Source organism: Selenomonas dianae, assembly GCF_030644225.1.
GTDB lineage: Bacteria > Bacillota > Negativicutes > Selenomonadales > Selenomonadaceae > Centipeda > Centipeda dianae.
Map to the genome: position 1 here is coordinate 384,174 of NZ_CP128650.1, position 14,886 is coordinate 399,059.

At 57.8% G+C, this 14,886-nt stretch carries 11 protein-coding genes; 7 read left to right on the top strand and 4 right to left on the bottom strand.

From position 1 onward, the window contains the following. Positions 1-205 precede the first annotated feature (205 nt). From QU667_RS01915 to QU667_RS01945, 7 genes are read left to right on the top strand one after another with little or no spacing between them, the layout of a single operon-like run. A complete protein-coding gene (locus QU667_RS01915; RefSeq protein WP_304987661.1) occupies positions 206-2,338 on the top strand; it encodes an NAD-dependent epimerase/dehydratase family protein in 2,133 nt (710 codons plus the stop codon). Continuing rightward, entirely contained in the window at positions 2,335-3,279 is a 945-nt protein-coding gene (locus tag QU667_RS01920; RefSeq protein WP_304987662.1) for a tetratricopeptide repeat protein, read from the top strand. Before QU667_RS01915 ends, QU667_RS01920 begins: the two co-directional genes overlap by 4 nt. Then, the gene (locus QU667_RS01925) at positions 3,272-5,101 is read left to right on the top strand and encodes a DUF2194 domain-containing protein (protein ID WP_304987663.1); all 1,830 of its coding nucleotides are present in this window, start codon (positions 3,272-3,274) and stop codon (positions 5,099-5,101) included. Before QU667_RS01920 ends, QU667_RS01925 begins: the two co-directional genes overlap by 8 nt. Further along, a complete protein-coding gene (pelF, locus tag QU667_RS01930) occupies positions 5,098-6,540 on the top strand; it encodes a GT4 family glycosyltransferase PelF (protein WP_304987664.1) in 1,443 nt (480 codons plus the stop codon). Before QU667_RS01925 ends, pelF begins: the two co-directional genes overlap by 4 nt. Then, positions 6,521-7,993, top strand: a complete 1,473-nt coding sequence (pelG, locus tag QU667_RS01935; RefSeq protein ID WP_304987665.1) for an exopolysaccharide Pel transporter PelG — start codon at positions 6,521-6,523, stop codon at positions 7,991-7,993. Before pelF ends, pelG begins: the two co-directional genes overlap by 20 nt. Further along, positions 7,990-10,362, top strand: a complete 2,373-nt coding sequence (locus tag QU667_RS01940) for a coiled-coil domain-containing protein (RefSeq protein WP_304987666.1) — start codon at positions 7,990-7,992, stop codon at positions 10,360-10,362. Before pelG ends, QU667_RS01940 begins: the two co-directional genes overlap by 4 nt. Before the next feature lie 21 nt (positions 10,363-10,383). Then, positions 10,384-11,394 (top strand): endo alpha-1,4 polygalactosaminidase, encoded by a 1,011-nt coding sequence (locus QU667_RS01945; protein ID WP_304987667.1) that lies wholly within the window; start codon positions 10,384-10,386, stop codon positions 11,392-11,394. A 63-nt stretch (positions 11,395-11,457) separates the two neighbouring features. Here the strand turns inward: QU667_RS01945 and QU667_RS01950 are convergent, their stop codons facing one another. The 4 genes from QU667_RS01950 to QU667_RS01965 all read right to left on the bottom strand — a co-directional run bounded on the left by QU667_RS01950 (position 11,458) and on the right by QU667_RS01965 (position 14,825). After that, entirely contained in the window at positions 11,458-12,630 is a 1,173-nt protein-coding gene (locus QU667_RS01950) for a MalY/PatB family protein (protein ID WP_304987668.1), read from the bottom strand. Between the two features lie 273 nt (positions 12,631-12,903). Continuing rightward, positions 12,904-13,641 carry a hypothetical protein gene (locus QU667_RS01955; protein ID WP_304987669.1) on the bottom strand — a complete coding sequence of 246 codons (738 nt, stop codon included), beginning with the start codon at positions 13,639-13,641 and terminating at the stop codon, positions 12,904-12,906. Between the two features lie 248 nt (positions 13,642-13,889). Next, positions 13,890-14,468: a hypothetical protein gene (locus QU667_RS01960; RefSeq protein ID WP_304987670.1), complete on the bottom strand. Its 579-nt coding sequence runs from the start codon at positions 14,466-14,468 to the stop codon at positions 13,890-13,892. Between the two features lie 129 nt (positions 14,469-14,597). Then, positions 14,598-14,825, bottom strand: a complete 228-nt coding sequence (locus QU667_RS01965) for a hypothetical protein (RefSeq protein WP_304987671.1) — start codon at positions 14,823-14,825, stop codon at positions 14,598-14,600. Positions 14,826-14,886: the final 61 nt, after the last annotated feature.

A 14,886-nucleotide genomic window follows, 5' to 3' on the forward strand; every position in this document is an offset into this window, starting at 1 on the left:
AAAACCTTGCGACATGGGAGTAAGAAATATATACTAAAAGAATATTGAGGAGTATGGAAACGCTGAATGTATCAGTGCATCCTACTATGTGAGAGGGCGGCTGAAGAGGCTTGGGTGTCAGCCCTCTCTTTGCTGTTGCCATAGTGACAGCGGTCACAGGATGCGTTTTGTGACGAACAGAGCGGATGGGGAATGGGACGATCGTATGAGTACATGGACGAGAAAAGTCATGTTCGTGGGGCTTCCACGTTACTTCGAGCAGCTTCTTGCGGCGTGCTTCCGCAAGGAGGCGTGGGAAGTTTTTCGCATGGCGGCAGGGGAGACACGTTCGCCGCAGGGGATTCATACCTATGACTGCGATGTGACCGGCGCGGAGGCAAAGTCCGTCTTTGCCGTGCAGAACCTCGATCTCCTCATCTATCGGTTCGAACGTGAGCCGGCAGATGCGCTGCAGCATCTCGATGTGCTTCTGCGGATGGCGCAGACGGCGAAGGTAAAGCGTATTTTCCTGCTTTCCGGTGATGCGGTCTTTGCCCCCGGGACGCAGCCCGTGGAGACGGATCCGACCGCCCCCGAGACAGAGGTGGGGGCTCTTTTGGTGCGCCTCGAAACACTGAGCCTGTCCTATCGTGCGCAGGGGCTTCCCGTCTCCGTCCTGCGTCTGCCCGAGCTCTTTGCGCCGGGGCAGACGCAGGAGGATGGGTTCATCGGCGGGCTTTTCAGCGCACCGCTCATGCGCCGTCCGATCCCGCGCTATCCCATGCCGGAGGCTGTTTCCTACGGTCTTTTGGATGCGCGTGATGCCGTCTTTGCCATCTATCAGGCTGCTGCACGTGATTTTGCGGGAGCGTATCTCCACATCGCCCCCGCCGCAGGGACGACGGTCGCGGAGCTGTATCAGATCTGTGCGGGGTTTTTCCCGTGTATGAATGAGAGATCAGAGCCGCGTGAGCCGCAGGGGCGTGCGGTTCTGCGGAGTGCGCTCATCGAGGAGCAGCTGGGCTGGCGTGCGCGCCGTGCGCTCGCCCCCGGGCTGAAAGAGACATACGAGGTGATGGAGGCGGCGCGCAGCACCAATACAGATGACCTGCGTGCGCTCGCACGGCGCGCACGGTTTGCGCGGCTGCGTCAGCGGATTGTTCCATACGCGGAAAACATCGCAGGAGCGCTCGTGACGTTCGGCATCTCGTATTTGCAGAGCGGCTCGTCTGTGAACAGCATGACGGCGTTTGACTTTGCCTTTCTCTACATCGGCTGCATGGGTCTGCTCTACGGCAAGGGGCAGGCATTGATTGCGGCGGGATTCTCGCTCGCTCTGCTCATTCACAACGGGCTTGCAGCGGGCGGTGATCTCGTGGCGATGCTCTACAACCCGCGCGAGTTCCTGCATTTCGTGTCGTATTTCTTTGCCGCCGTGCTGACGGGGTATTTTGCCGACCGCGCGAGCTATCAGCAGCTCGCGGACAGCCGCATCAAGCGTCGTCTGCAATATCGCTATTCCTTCCTTGAGAATATCTTTAAGGAAAATCTCGCGATCAAGGATCGCCTCTATCGTCAGATTGTGAACTCGGACGACAGCATCGGCCGTCTCTACCGTATCGTTTCGCGTCTGGATTCCGTTGAGACGGAAAACCTCTACACACAGACGGCATCCGTGACGGCGGACATCTTGAGCGTGAAGGATATTGTGGTCTACATCGTGGGGGAGGGCGGCTGGTATCTGCGCCAAAAGGTGCGTCTCGGCACGCAAACGCATGACCTGCCGCGTTCTGTGCGCGTGGAGGACAATCCGTACCTCGTACAGATGCTTGAGGAGAAAAAGATTTTTGTCAACCGCGACCTCATCAAGGGGCTGCCCGATCTCGCCGCGCCCATCGTCTATGAGGGGCGCGTGATTGCGGTGCTCCAGATCTACCATCTGGACTTCGAGCAGTGGAGTCTGTATCAGCAGAACCTCCTGTCGATTACGGCACGCCTTGTTTCAAGCTCGCTCGGACGTGCGTATGAGTGGGAGAAGGAGACGGCGGATCGCAAGTACGTGGGCGGGACACGCATCCTGAACAGGGAGGAGTTCGAAAAGGTGATCGAGGAGTTCCGCGAGCGCCGCCGTATGCAGCCGGACTACCCGGTTACGCTTCTCGCAGTCAAGATGGACGGGCGCAGCTACAGCGATCTGGATCGTCAGATCGCGCACAGCATCCGCGGGGAGGACTTTATCGGCACAACCGCTGAGGGCGTGTCCCTCCTCCTGCCCGATGTGGCGGGCAGGACGCTCGATATGGTGCGCGAACGTCTCGCCAAAGTCGGGGTGGAGACGGGGGAGAGTCAGGCGCTATGATGTGGGACGGACTTACAGCAGCAGACCTTCTCGGGATGATTCACGGGCGCTCTGCCCTTCCGCAGATCCTTCTGATCGCCTATCTCGCGCTCACCCTTCTCTATGTGCTCGTTGAGATGCGGCGGCGTGGGCGGATCTCGGCGGTGACCAAGGGGGCGTTTGCCCTCACCGTTCCGGGCTTCGGGCTTTTGATGCTCGTTCTCTACGAAATCATCGGTACGGCGCTCGGACTGATGGGACGCACGGGGCCTGAGGAGGAGGACGAGGATCTGAGCATGTCGTTTGGAGAGCACGCCTACAGCGGGGATATTGTACCGCTGCGGGATGTGTTTCTCGTGGACGATCCGAAGCTCAAGCGCAAGTTCTTTACCGATGCAATCAAACAGGATGTTGTGGAGCGGCAGGCGATCCTGAGCGAGGCGGTGCATGACAGCGACCGTGAAATCGCCTACTATGCCGTGTCGATGATGACGGCGCATATGGAGCAGCTGAGTGAGGAGATCTATGCGCTTGAGGAGGCGATCAAGCGTGGGGCGGATGACGACGATCTCCTCAATGAATACGTGGACAAGGTGCGTGAGTTCCTGCTGCGTCAGTACGGCGATGCGGTGACACGGGAGCAGCAGCATACGCGCTATATGGAGATGCTGCGGATTCTCGCGGAGCGTCATCCCGATCACCCCGCTTATCAGGCGGAGGAGATCCGTGCGCTGATCCGCAGCGGTCGGCTGCAGGAGGCGGAGGATGCCTGTGCGGCATTCCGTCAGCGGCATCCGGATGCGGAGCTGCCGCTGCTCCTCATGCTGCAACTCTATCAGGCCTCCTATGATTTGGCGAAGATACGGGAGACGATTGCGGCGATGAAACAGCTGCCGACCCGCCTCAGCAATGAGGCAATGCAGGCACTCCGCTATTGGGATGGAGGTGCGGTACGTGAATAAGCGCAGTCTTTGCATTCTGCTCTTCATCGCGTTCCTCGCGGGGCTGTTCTTCCAGTACAGCCGCATGGACGGTTTCCTGCATCTGGGGCTGAGGGGCAATGCGTTGGATATGGGGCGGCTTTTGCGTCCTGCGGGGACGGGCGCGGATCTCCCGCGCGAAAAATACCTCATCGTCTACGATCCGGCGGATGTGCCGAGTATGTATTCACGGCACAATATGGAGACGCTCCTCACGGAGAAGCGCAAGGCGTTCGAGAGCCGTCCGCTCACGGACAGCGTTGCGCCGGATGCCTCCTATCGCGGCGTTTTCCTCACGACGGGGCGGCTCGGGGCGGTGAAGTCTCTGCCGCAGCTTTTGGATTATGTACGCAGTGGGGGAACCTTGCACATCTTGCAGAAGTTCGAGCAGGAGGAGGACTTTCCCATCTCGGACGATGTACTGCATACGTTCGGTGTGGAGCAGATGGGGCGGGAGAAGGATGTCCTCGGCATCCATCTGCTGACGAACTTCCTTGTCGGTGGGAAGGATTTCCATTTCGGCGAGGGGACGGTCTACACGACGCACGCCAATCTGCTCACGCTCGCGGCATCCGCGACGCGCCATATCGAGGCGCTGGACGGGACGCCGCTCCTCTGGGAGCAGCCGCTCGGCGCGGGGCGCATCTATGCCTACAACGGTGTGGAGCGCGATGATCGGACGAACGTCGGCATCCTGACGGCGATGATTGCACACTGCGGTGCGGATACGATCTATCCGCTGGTGGGCGTAAAGATCTTTTATATCGACGATTTCCCGGCGCCGATTCCGGAGGGATATTTTTATAAAATCTACGATGAGCTCGGCGTCGATACGGAGACGTTCTACCGTAAGATCTGGTGGCCGTTCATGCTGCAGCTGGCAAAGGATGAGGACATCCGCTATACGGGGGTCATCATCGAGACGTACGGCGCACAGGTCAAAGGACCCTTTCATCCGCTCGGCGGGCGTGCTGCGCGTGACGGGCTCATCATCTACGGACGTGAGCTCTTGAAGGCGGGCGGCGAACTGGGGCTGCACGGCTACAACCACCAGTCCCTCGCCCCCGATGGCTACGGACAGGGCGAGTTGGACTATGTGCCGTGGGAGAGTCAGGCGGATATGGAGGAGGCACTGCGCGAGCTGCGCAGCTACATCAAGTCCGTCTATCCGAACTACGAGTTCCGCTGCTATGTGCCGCCGTCGGATATTCTGAGCCCCGAGGGGAAGCAGGCGGTCGAAAATGTATTCCCCGAGGTCAAGGTGTTTGCCTCGCTCTTTGACGGGCCGGCGGATCACAAGGCGTACTACCAGAACTTTGAGCGCCGGGCGAACGGGGTGTATGAGATCCCGCGCATCAGTTCGGGACACGCCGCATCGGGGCTGATGTACTGGCAGGAGATCGGTGTGCTGAACTACATCGGTGTCTTTGCCCACTTTGTCCATCCCGATGAGATCTTCTATGAGGAGAGCAAGGACAGCAGCTGGGGGATCATGGGAACGGGGCTGAAAAACTTCATGCACGATGTCAATCGGCGCTACCCGTGGCTGACGGCGACAACGTCCTCGGAGAGTATCCCGTACTTTTCGGATTTCTTCGACATGGACTACCGCGTGCGGTACACAGATGACGGCATGGAGCTCTATACGTGGAACACGGCGGGCGAGCTGCGTTTCCTCCTGCGCACCGCGCATGTGATCGACCATGCGGAGGGATGCACGTTCGCGGTGGCGGATGAGGGGGTATACATCATCCGCACGAGCGAGCCCGAGGCGCGGATCTACTGGAAGGAGGCGGAGGAATGAGGATCTGTCTCTTGGCGGAGGGCTGCTACCCATACGTTGTGGGCGGCGTGTCCTCTTGGGTTCAGATGCTCATGACGGGGCTGCCCGAGCATGAGTTCATCATCTACTCGATCGGTGCGGAGGCAAAGGATCGCGGCAAGTTCAAGTACAAGCTGCCCGAGAACTGCGTCGGGGTCGAGGAGGCATTTTTGGATGAGATTCTCTCCCTGCGCGCCTCAGATATGCGCGAGAATATTCTCACGGGGGAGGAGACGCAGACCCTCTATGAGTTCGTCAGTGAAAAGCGGAATGTGCCGCTGAAATATCTGGCGGAGATTTTTTGCTGCGGACGATGGAAGTCGCCGCTCGAAGTCTTTATGTCGAGCGACTTCTTCGATGTCATTGTACGCGTCTATCGTGAGCAGCATAACAATCTTCCATTTACGGATTTTTTCTGGACGATGCGCTCGATGCTCCTGCCGCTGTTCTACCTGCTCCAGCAAAAACTGCCCGAGGCGGATGTGTACCACAGTGTCGCGACGGGCTACTGCGGTGTGATCGGGGCGATGGCGGCAACGGTCTACGACAAGCCGTATATGATCACGGAGCACGGGATCTACTCGCGTGAGCGCGAGGCGGAGATCATCAAGAGCGACTGGGCAAAGACGGATTTCAAGGGGGTCTGGATTCAATACTTCTACTATCTGGCACGCCTCTCGTACAATACGGCGGATCACCTCTACACCCTGTTCGAGCACAACGGACAGATCGCCGCTGATCTCGGCTGTGCGCCGGAGAAGATCAACATTGTCCCGAACGGGGTTCATATGGAACGGTTTTCGCACATTCCCGCGCTCGTCGATCACGGCGGGCCGATCACGATCGGCGCGGTGGTGCGTGTCGTGCCGATCAAGGACATTCTCACCCTCCTGCGTGCGTTTGCCATTGTCAAGCGCGAGATGAAGGATGCGACGCTCTATGTCATGGGCGGACTGGAGGAGGATCCGGACTATGTTGCGACGTGTCATCGGACGGTGCAGATGCTCGGGATCGAGGACGTGATCTTCACAGGTTCCATCCCCGTCGCGGACTATCTGCCGAAAATGGACATCATGGTGCTCTCAAGCATCAGCGAGGGGCAGCCGCTCGCCGTACTGGAGGGGTTCTCCGCGCACCGTCCCTATGTGACGACGGATGTGGGGTGCTGTCGCGAGCTGATCTACGGCGACAGCAAGGACCGATTCGGAACGGCGGGCGCGGTGGTCGCGCCGATGGACTACGAGGCGATGGCGCATGAGATCCTGCGTCTGGCACGCAGCTATGAGCTGCGGCGCGACATGGCGGAGGTCGGCTTTGCGCGGACGCAGGCGTACTATACCTACGAGCAGTTTATCGAGGCGTACCGCAGGGCATACGAGATCGAGGCAAAGGAGGCAGGACATGGCAGGCGTCGGGTTTGAGCTGAAACGCCTCTTCCGCGCACGTACGGCGGCGGGACACATCAAGGCGTATTCCTATTCCGCAATCGTGACGACGGGACCGTTCGCGCTCCTCACGGGCATGGTGCTCGCGATTCAGATGCTCTTTCAGGTCTACGATGCGGGACTGGATGAGTCGGCGGTCTTTCTGGGGGCGGTGGTTTACTCCTTCGTCTTTTCACAGCTGCTCTCATGCGGCTTTACGATTGTTTTAACGCGCTATCTTGCGGACTGTCTGACGGTGCAGCACTATCGCGATGTGACCCCCTCCATGTTCGGCATGAGTGCGCTCCTGCTCGTTCTCGGATCCATCGCCTCCCTCCTCTTTTTCTGGGGAAAACCGCTTGCCGTCGAGCTCAAGGTGCTCTCGCACCTTTTTTTCTCGCTGCTGCTCATGGTCTGGGTCGGCAGCGTATATCTCACGGCGGTCAAAAAGTTCAAGTATCTGATTCTCGGCTATCTGTCCGGGGTGCTCATCAGCTTCGGGCTTGCCGCGCTCTTTCTCCATACGGCGTGGCTTCCGCCCGCTGCGGGGGCGCTTTTTGCGATGGATGTGGGGATGGGGGTGCTGGTTCTCTTTTTCTTCCTCTACGTGACAAGCTGCTTCGGTCTGCCGCGGGACGGCATGATCTTTGCCTTTCTCCCGTACCTCGGGCGGCACGGACGGCTCTTTATCGGATCGTTCGGCTACACGCTCGGACTCTTTTTGCCGAACATCATCATCTGGCAGGGACCGTGGGGCGTTCTCATCCACGATACCTTCCTCTATGCGCCGCGCTATGACGTGGTGGTGTTCTATGCGCTGCTCTCCATCCTGCCGCTCACAACGATGTTCGTCGTGAAGGTGGAAACGCATTTTTATGAGCGTTATGCGCATTATTTCGGCGCAATCACACACGGCGGCAACCTCCACATGATCGAGGACGCGCGCAAGGATCTGCTCTATGTCATGTGGTTCGAGCTGCGGCAGGCGTTCGAGTTCCAGTTTGTCTTTACCCTCGTCTTTCTCGCGTTCGGCAACTATGTGCTCTCGTTTGCGGGACTGGACTACAACTCGGTGAATATGTTCAACGTCATGATCTTTGCCGCGTTCTTCTCGGGCGCACTGCAGGTGCTCATGATTATGCTCGAATACTTCGACTTCCAGAGCGGCGTGTGGCGCATCGGTGTGATCGCTGCGGGGGCGAATATCGTGTTTGGAATCCTCAGCCTCTGGATCGGCGAGAAGAGCTACGGATTCGGTTTCTTCCTCGCCACTGCCATCGCGCTCGCCTACAGTGTGTGGGCGCTCATCCGCTTCGGACGTGGCATCAACTACTATGTGTTCTGTGCGCAGCCCGTCTTTTATCAGGCAAATGCAGGGATTTTTTACACAATCGCGAATTTCCTCTATGGGGAAGATCTTCCCGATCTCGAAAGGATGGAAAAGGCATGAGTATGGTGCGAAAGACGCTGCGCCGGCGCAGTGTGTTCCTGCGTCCTGCCGCAGCTGCTGCGTGTGCCGTGTATCTGGCGGGGGCGGCGCATAGCGTGTATGCGGCAAGTCACGATACCCTGCACGATGTGCCGGGCTATCTTTCCTATATGATGAATGTGGAGGGGGAGATCCGCTCCTACCATGCCGCCGTGGACGCGCTCGCACAGGCGAAGATAGATCTTGCAAATGCGCGGCACAATCTCGATGAGGCGCGTGCGGCAAAGGCGGATGCGGCGCAGAACCTTGAGCTGGTCGGGCGCAATCTCCGCGCTGCCGAGGATCATCTCGCCGCCGTCCGAATCGCACTCGGCGTGGCGGAGGAGGAGAGTGCGGCACGTACCCGAGAGGCAATCGCGGCGCAGCAGGCGGAGGCGGACTATGCACCGACCGTCTATGCGCAGCGCACGCAGATGGAGGGGCTCTATGCGCAGGCGAATGCGCTCGCGGGTGTGAGCGGGGGCGGTAGTGACGCCTCTGCGCGGCGCGCCGAGGTGGTGGCGCGTGTTCTGGATGAGGTCGGGTACGAGCAGAACCGCATTGTTGATGCGCAGATCATGGTGGAGGCGGCGCTCGCGGGCGGGGTCTCCGGCGTACAGGATAACAGTGCTGCGTTTGCGGCGATCTCCGCGCAGGTCGATGCGGCACAGGCACGGCTCGATGCGGTCGAGTCTCAATTCGATGCGCTGATTACGGCGCGTGAGGCAGCGGAGGATGCGGAGCGTGATGCGCGTGAACGCGTCGCGGACTATCAGCAGGAGATTACTGCGAGCGAGGCGGATCTCACGCAGCTACGGAGCGACCGCGTCGAGGCGGAGAACTACGATGCCGCGACGAAAAAATGGACGGACGAGGCAGTGCGCGATGAGGCGGCTGCGGTAGAACAGCTCGCACGCAGCGAGCACGATCTCAAGTATCTCGGCGAGGGCAGGGGCTATCAGACCGGGGCGGAGTACTATGCGTGGCACGGGGAACGCGCAGGACATCAGTTCTATCTGCCCCTGTCCTACTTTGCGCGCACCCATGCGGGAAAGACGAAGCTCGACTATGGCCTCTCGACGGGCTATGTCAAGTCCTCGACGGGCTTTGAGAACGGCAGCGTCTCGGGCTGGACGGACACACAGTTGAGTGTTACCCTGCGGAATGAGAAGAAGATCAACAGTGTCAACTATGGCTTTGGTATCAGTATGCCGACAGGGCAGAATAAAATCTATCAGCGTTCCACTGTCCCTGAGGGGCTGGCACGCTTTACAGACTTCGGTGCGGGCTGGCAGGTGACGCCGAGTATTGAGGTCATACATAAGATCACGGAGCGTGACCGTCTGACGGCGCGTATCGCCTATAACATTCGCAATGGCTATGACTATGCGAAGGAGTCGGATGCACTGAAGAATGTATATGATGCTTTCTGCGCACAGCATACGACGATTTGGGGGAGTATGTATGATGCTATGTGGAATTACTGCAAAGAGCAATATTCGTCTCTCACGGAAGAAGAGTTGAAATCGAAGGTGCGTGATCTTACTGGGCGCGTGGCGAATTTGAAGCTTACAGAAGAGGATCGCGTGTTTCTGCAAAAAATGTCAAATGATCTTGGAAAAAACCTCACACCATCGGAAAGGGTGATGTTGGAAAACATTTCATTGGGCAATCTACAGGATGTATGGAAACTGCTTAAACAGCATAATCTAACGCTTAATGATGTTGTTCTGGATCATATTCCAAATGCCCATACGTCTCCCGGAGATATATTTTCGCAGGAACTCGAATACCTTCATGCGGGAGAGAAGCAGCAGTACATGGTGCAGCTCTATCATAATTCGACAACGCGGACATCACAGTATGCCATTATTCCGGATTATTACTATATTGATGAAGCGACTAAAAAACTTCATCTTGGCTGGAAAAAGAACTATTACCGCGACGGCGACGATTGGGAGCTGCGGTTCTTCTATAATCACGCGCTTTCCAAGCATGACGAGTTGCGGTTTTACAGCATCTACGCACTCACTGAGGCAGCGAGCGGCATCGCCTCGCAAAGCATCGCACGGCAGTACTATGGTCTGGGGTTGCGGCACCGTGTCTCGGACAAGCTCGCGTGGCTGGCGATGGCGCATTATGCACGCGTGAACAATACCTCGGATCCGCTGCGCACCGCGCTCAATACGGGCGGCGGCTTCCGGCGCACATCCTTGGTTGGCGGCGTGGAGTGGAAGCTCTCTGAGCGTCAGAATTTTACCTTCCAGTTGGAGCGTTTTGTGCGCAGCGACGACGGCGGATTCGGCTATAACGGCTGGGCATTCACCCTCTGGTATCAGGAGGTCTTGTAAACAGATCGGACGGGAGGTCGTATGGAGAACATCAAAAAGAGCGTCGCCGCATTCCTCGTGGGGGCGGCGGGGCTGTTCGGGCTGAATCAGCTGCCGCACGCCTGCGGGAATTCCGTCACAGTCCCGCTGCGGATCGTTCCCGAAACGGCGATGATTGATCTCACGGAGCAGATCGGGGACTATGCACGCGGGCGCGTGCCATCCTTCCTGCTCGTCGGCAACGGTGCTGTGGCATTGCTTGAGGTGACGGAGGACAACGCAGAGGAGGATGTGGCGCGGCTCGTCCGCACACTCGACGGTGTCTTTATGGAGTCGGTCTTTTACGACGGCTACGAGGAACATGGGGACAAGGCGGAGCGGCGCGATGCGGAGATGGACGAGTACATTGCCGCCATGCTGCGCAAGCCCCTCATGGCGGGCAAACAGGTCTTTACCCTCGACTATGTGAAGGGGGATAAAATTCGTGAGGTGCAGGGGCTGGGGGCTGCGGCGGGTTATGTCGCCGATGCGGGCGACCGTCTCCTCGATGTCGTTCCCGACCGCCCTCCGATGAACGAGAATGCGAACGATGTCACGCAGCTGCGGCAGGTGAAGAACTTCCTTGTATTGCTGAATCCGCAGCATTATAAGACGCGTGCCGCGTATATCGACGCACTCGCCGCGACGAACTACGATCTCCTCATCGTCGATCTCTACTATGGCGATACACCGCTCTCACCCTCTGAAACGCAGCGTCTGAGACACAAGGCAAACGGCGGCAAGCGTCTCCTCCTCGCCTATATGAGCATCGGCGAGGCATCGGACTATCGCACCTACTGGCAGAAGGACTGGGAAAAGCATCGCCCGCACTGGCTCGCGGAGCCGAATCCCGAGTGGCCCGGCAGCTACAAGGCTCGCTACTGGTCGCAGGAGTGGCACGACCTCCTCTACGGCAGCCCTGATGCCTACCTCGACAAGATCATCGCGGCGGGCTTCGACGGCGCCTTCCTCGATGTCATGGATGCGTGGCAGTATTTTAAGAAACACGAGTGATAAAATAGAGCCTGTTGCACGAAGATCAATTTACCTTCGTGCAACAGGCTCTTTTGTTTGTACTTATTCGGCAAATGCCGTTGCGAGGTTTTTCAAACCCGTTTCCAGTGTCGCCCACGGACAGGCGGTATTGATGCGCTGGAAGCCGCTGCCGCCCGCACCGAAGATGGGACCGTCGTCGAGCCAGAGATGCGCGTCGCGGATGATCTTGGCGTTGAGCTCCCCATCCGAAAGCCCGTAGGCATGGAAGTCGAGCCAGAGGAGGTATGTCCCCTCGGGTTCGATGAGCGTTACCTTCGGGAGGTGCTGCGCGAGGAATGTCTTTGTGCGTGCGATGTTTTCCTCCAGATATGCGAGAAGTTCTCTGTGCCACGCTGCGCCGTGCTCGTATGCCGCTTTTGCGCCCGTGAGACCGAGTGTATTCGGCTCGTCGTAGCCCGTGCGGCTGAGTTCCTCCTTGAAGCGGCGGCGCAGTTCCTCGTTTCGGATGAAGATGTTCGAGATCTGAAGCCCCGCAAGGTTGAATGTCTTGCTCGGCGAGGTGCAGGTGACAGTGATCGCCGCCGCCTCGTCGGAGAGCGAGGCAAACGGGATATGGCGGAAGCCCGGGCGCACGAACTCCTCGTGAATCTCGTCCGCGACGACGACGATGTTGTGGCGCAGGCAGATCGCGGCGAGCTGCGCAAGCTCCGCACGCGTCCATACGCGCCCGACGGGGTTGTGCGGGCTGCACAGGATGAAGAGTTTGACGCTGTGTGTGATGACCTTTTGCTCGAAGTCCTCGAAGTCGATCTCGTAGCGCCCCTCGATGAGGTGGAGGGGACTGTCGATGAGGACGCGCTCGTTCTGCCGGATCATGTTCGCGAACGGATAGTAGACAGGCTGCTGGATGAGGATGCTCTCGCCCTTTTTCGTAAATGCGCGGATGGCGTTTGCGATGGCAAAGACAACACCGGGCGTGATGATGAGGTCGCTGCGCTCGACGTTCCAGTCGTGGCGCGTGCGGAACCAGTTCTGAAGGACGGCGAAATAGTCGTCCTTTACCTGCGTATAGCCGAAGATGCCGTGTGCGGCGCGTGCGTTCAGCGCATCAATCACAGGGGCGGGCGCACGAAAGTCCATGTCCGCGACCCACAACGGCAGAATGTCTGCGGGGTAGCCGCGCTCGGCGGCGAAGTCGTATTTCAGACAGGAGGTATTGCGGCGGTTGATGATTTCGTCAAAATTGATGGACATAAGGTTCTCCTTGTTTTGTTGGTTTGCACTGTGCAAGTCCCACGTGAATACTTAGGGAAGCTCTGATAAATTCCACTCGCGTTTCTTGACGCATCTCATATAAACACTTGGGGATGTATGCCAATCGGTATCACCTCTTCTTCATATTATAGCATACATTGGGGGAGCCTTCGCAGCTTTTTCTTTTTGTGCAGTGCGGCGCTATGCAAAATAAAACGGCGGCAGTCCGTGAGGTTTTCCTCGTGGGCTGCCGCCGTTTGCGTGCAGTGCTTCCTATGTATCGCTTGTATTCTTATTGGTCGGAACGACGATTGCACTGAGGTCTGTGTGTTTCTTTGCAGCGGCGGTCTTTTGATACGCTCTGAGTGCGGTGCGTGCGGTCCGATCATCCGGCTGCGCTGCCGCAAGTGCTGCGCGTTCCTTTTCCTGCGCCTTTGTAAGTTCTGCATCGCGGTCGGCACGCTCCTGCAATGCCTGACCGCGTAGCTTCATCGTATGATGATCCTTGTCCTTCATCTCGGATTTCAGTTGACTGATCCGGTTTTTATAGAGGCGGCGCGATCCGTCGATTTCATCATCGCTCACAAGCCCCTCTGCCACGAGCTTTTCGAGCGCATCCACCTTGCCGTGCAGCTCACTCAGCTTGTCCTCGTCCGTCATTCCGGCACGTTTCAGCTCATCCGCTTCCTTTTGCAGCTTTGCCTTGTCCTCGTCTGTGAGTGTGGCATCCGTTTGGATACGTTTTTCGATTTCAGCTGCTTGTGCTTTCTTTGCCTTCTTGTCGGCGCGTTCCTTCTCGTCGGCGGCAAGTGCCAGCTCTGCGGGGGTCAGATCCTCCTCCATATCCGTGCTCTCGTTCAGGGATTTTCCCTTTGCACTGATATAGACCTCGACTGCACGGCTTAGGACATCCGCCACCGTGCTTTTCTTCTGCGCGGAATCCTTTCCTGACGCAGCAGAGCCGTCTCTGTGCGGGAACAGAAGTTTGTCTGTGTCCTGTGCGATACGCATAGCACCATCTCCAATCCGTGGGATGCAATTCCTTCTAATAGTATTATCGGTGGGGGAGGTTTCATCTTAAAGAAGCACTGATAAATTCAGTTTGCATCTCTTGGCGTGTTTTTTGCATGAACTGTGCTCTTGATTCTCCATCGTGCATTGTGCTATGAGAGATGCCCCCGTATCAGTAATCGAGCAGTCGGCATAAAGAAACATAACAAAAGGGCGTATCGTCGCCCCCTTGTTATGACTCTATGGCATTACGGCGTAAAGATATGACCGCAGCGCATACAGATAAAGCGCTTTTCCCACGCCGCGACTTTTTTGTGGTATGCCTCTATCTCACGCGCATATTCCTCTTTGCTTGCGCGATTGGCATCGTTCGTATTTCTGCGGTCGTTCCAGAGTTTCCAGATGATGAGGGCGGCGACCAGCCATGCGAGCAGATTGCCCATGCCGGCAAGCCCTGAAATGCGGTAGGCGACGAACTCCAAGATGAACGCCACAATCGGCATCAGGCAGCCGAAGGCAAGACATCCATGGGTCATTGTATTGTGTTCGCGCTGCGACAGCGTCGGCTCCTGCGGCGGTGCGATCTCACGTGCGAGATCCGTCACGGTGTAGGTCGGGCGCGTGACATTGCCGTATACGGCAGTTCGCCCCGTTTCCTCCGTCTTGGTCGATCCGTCCGAATAGGTGGTGGTCGTCGTTTCCACATCGTAGCCGACGATCTCCCGATGGGTTGCTGTCCCCGTCGCGTGTCCCCGCTTGTAGACGAGCGGCACAGATGCCGTGTTGTCACTGCCGCAGTGCGGGCAGGTCAGATGATTGCTTTCCATAGATGCCCCTTCCCTGTTTGTACAAAAAACGCTGTCCATGTATTATAGCATACAATGTAGATGTCCTGCTGCAATAACAAACGGGTCTGCTTGAAAGATTTCTCCAAGCAGACCCGCTCTTTCGCTTGTCTAACGTCCGCGCGCGCAGCCGCAGCCGCCACGTCCCGCATATCCGCGTTCGCCGCGAGCCGGGGCACGGTCGCCGTCCCCGCAGTAACCTGAACCATCGCCGTAGCAGTATGCCGTGTTCTGCTGCTGCGGCAGCTCGCACGCGCCGTCCTCGCAGGTGTACGCAAGCGTCTGCGCTCCCGCACTGAGGATCAGTCCTGCGAACAGTCCCGCAATGATCTTTTTCATGACCATTTCCTCCCAAAATACAATATCATGTTCACATTCATTCTATCATATTTGTCAATGC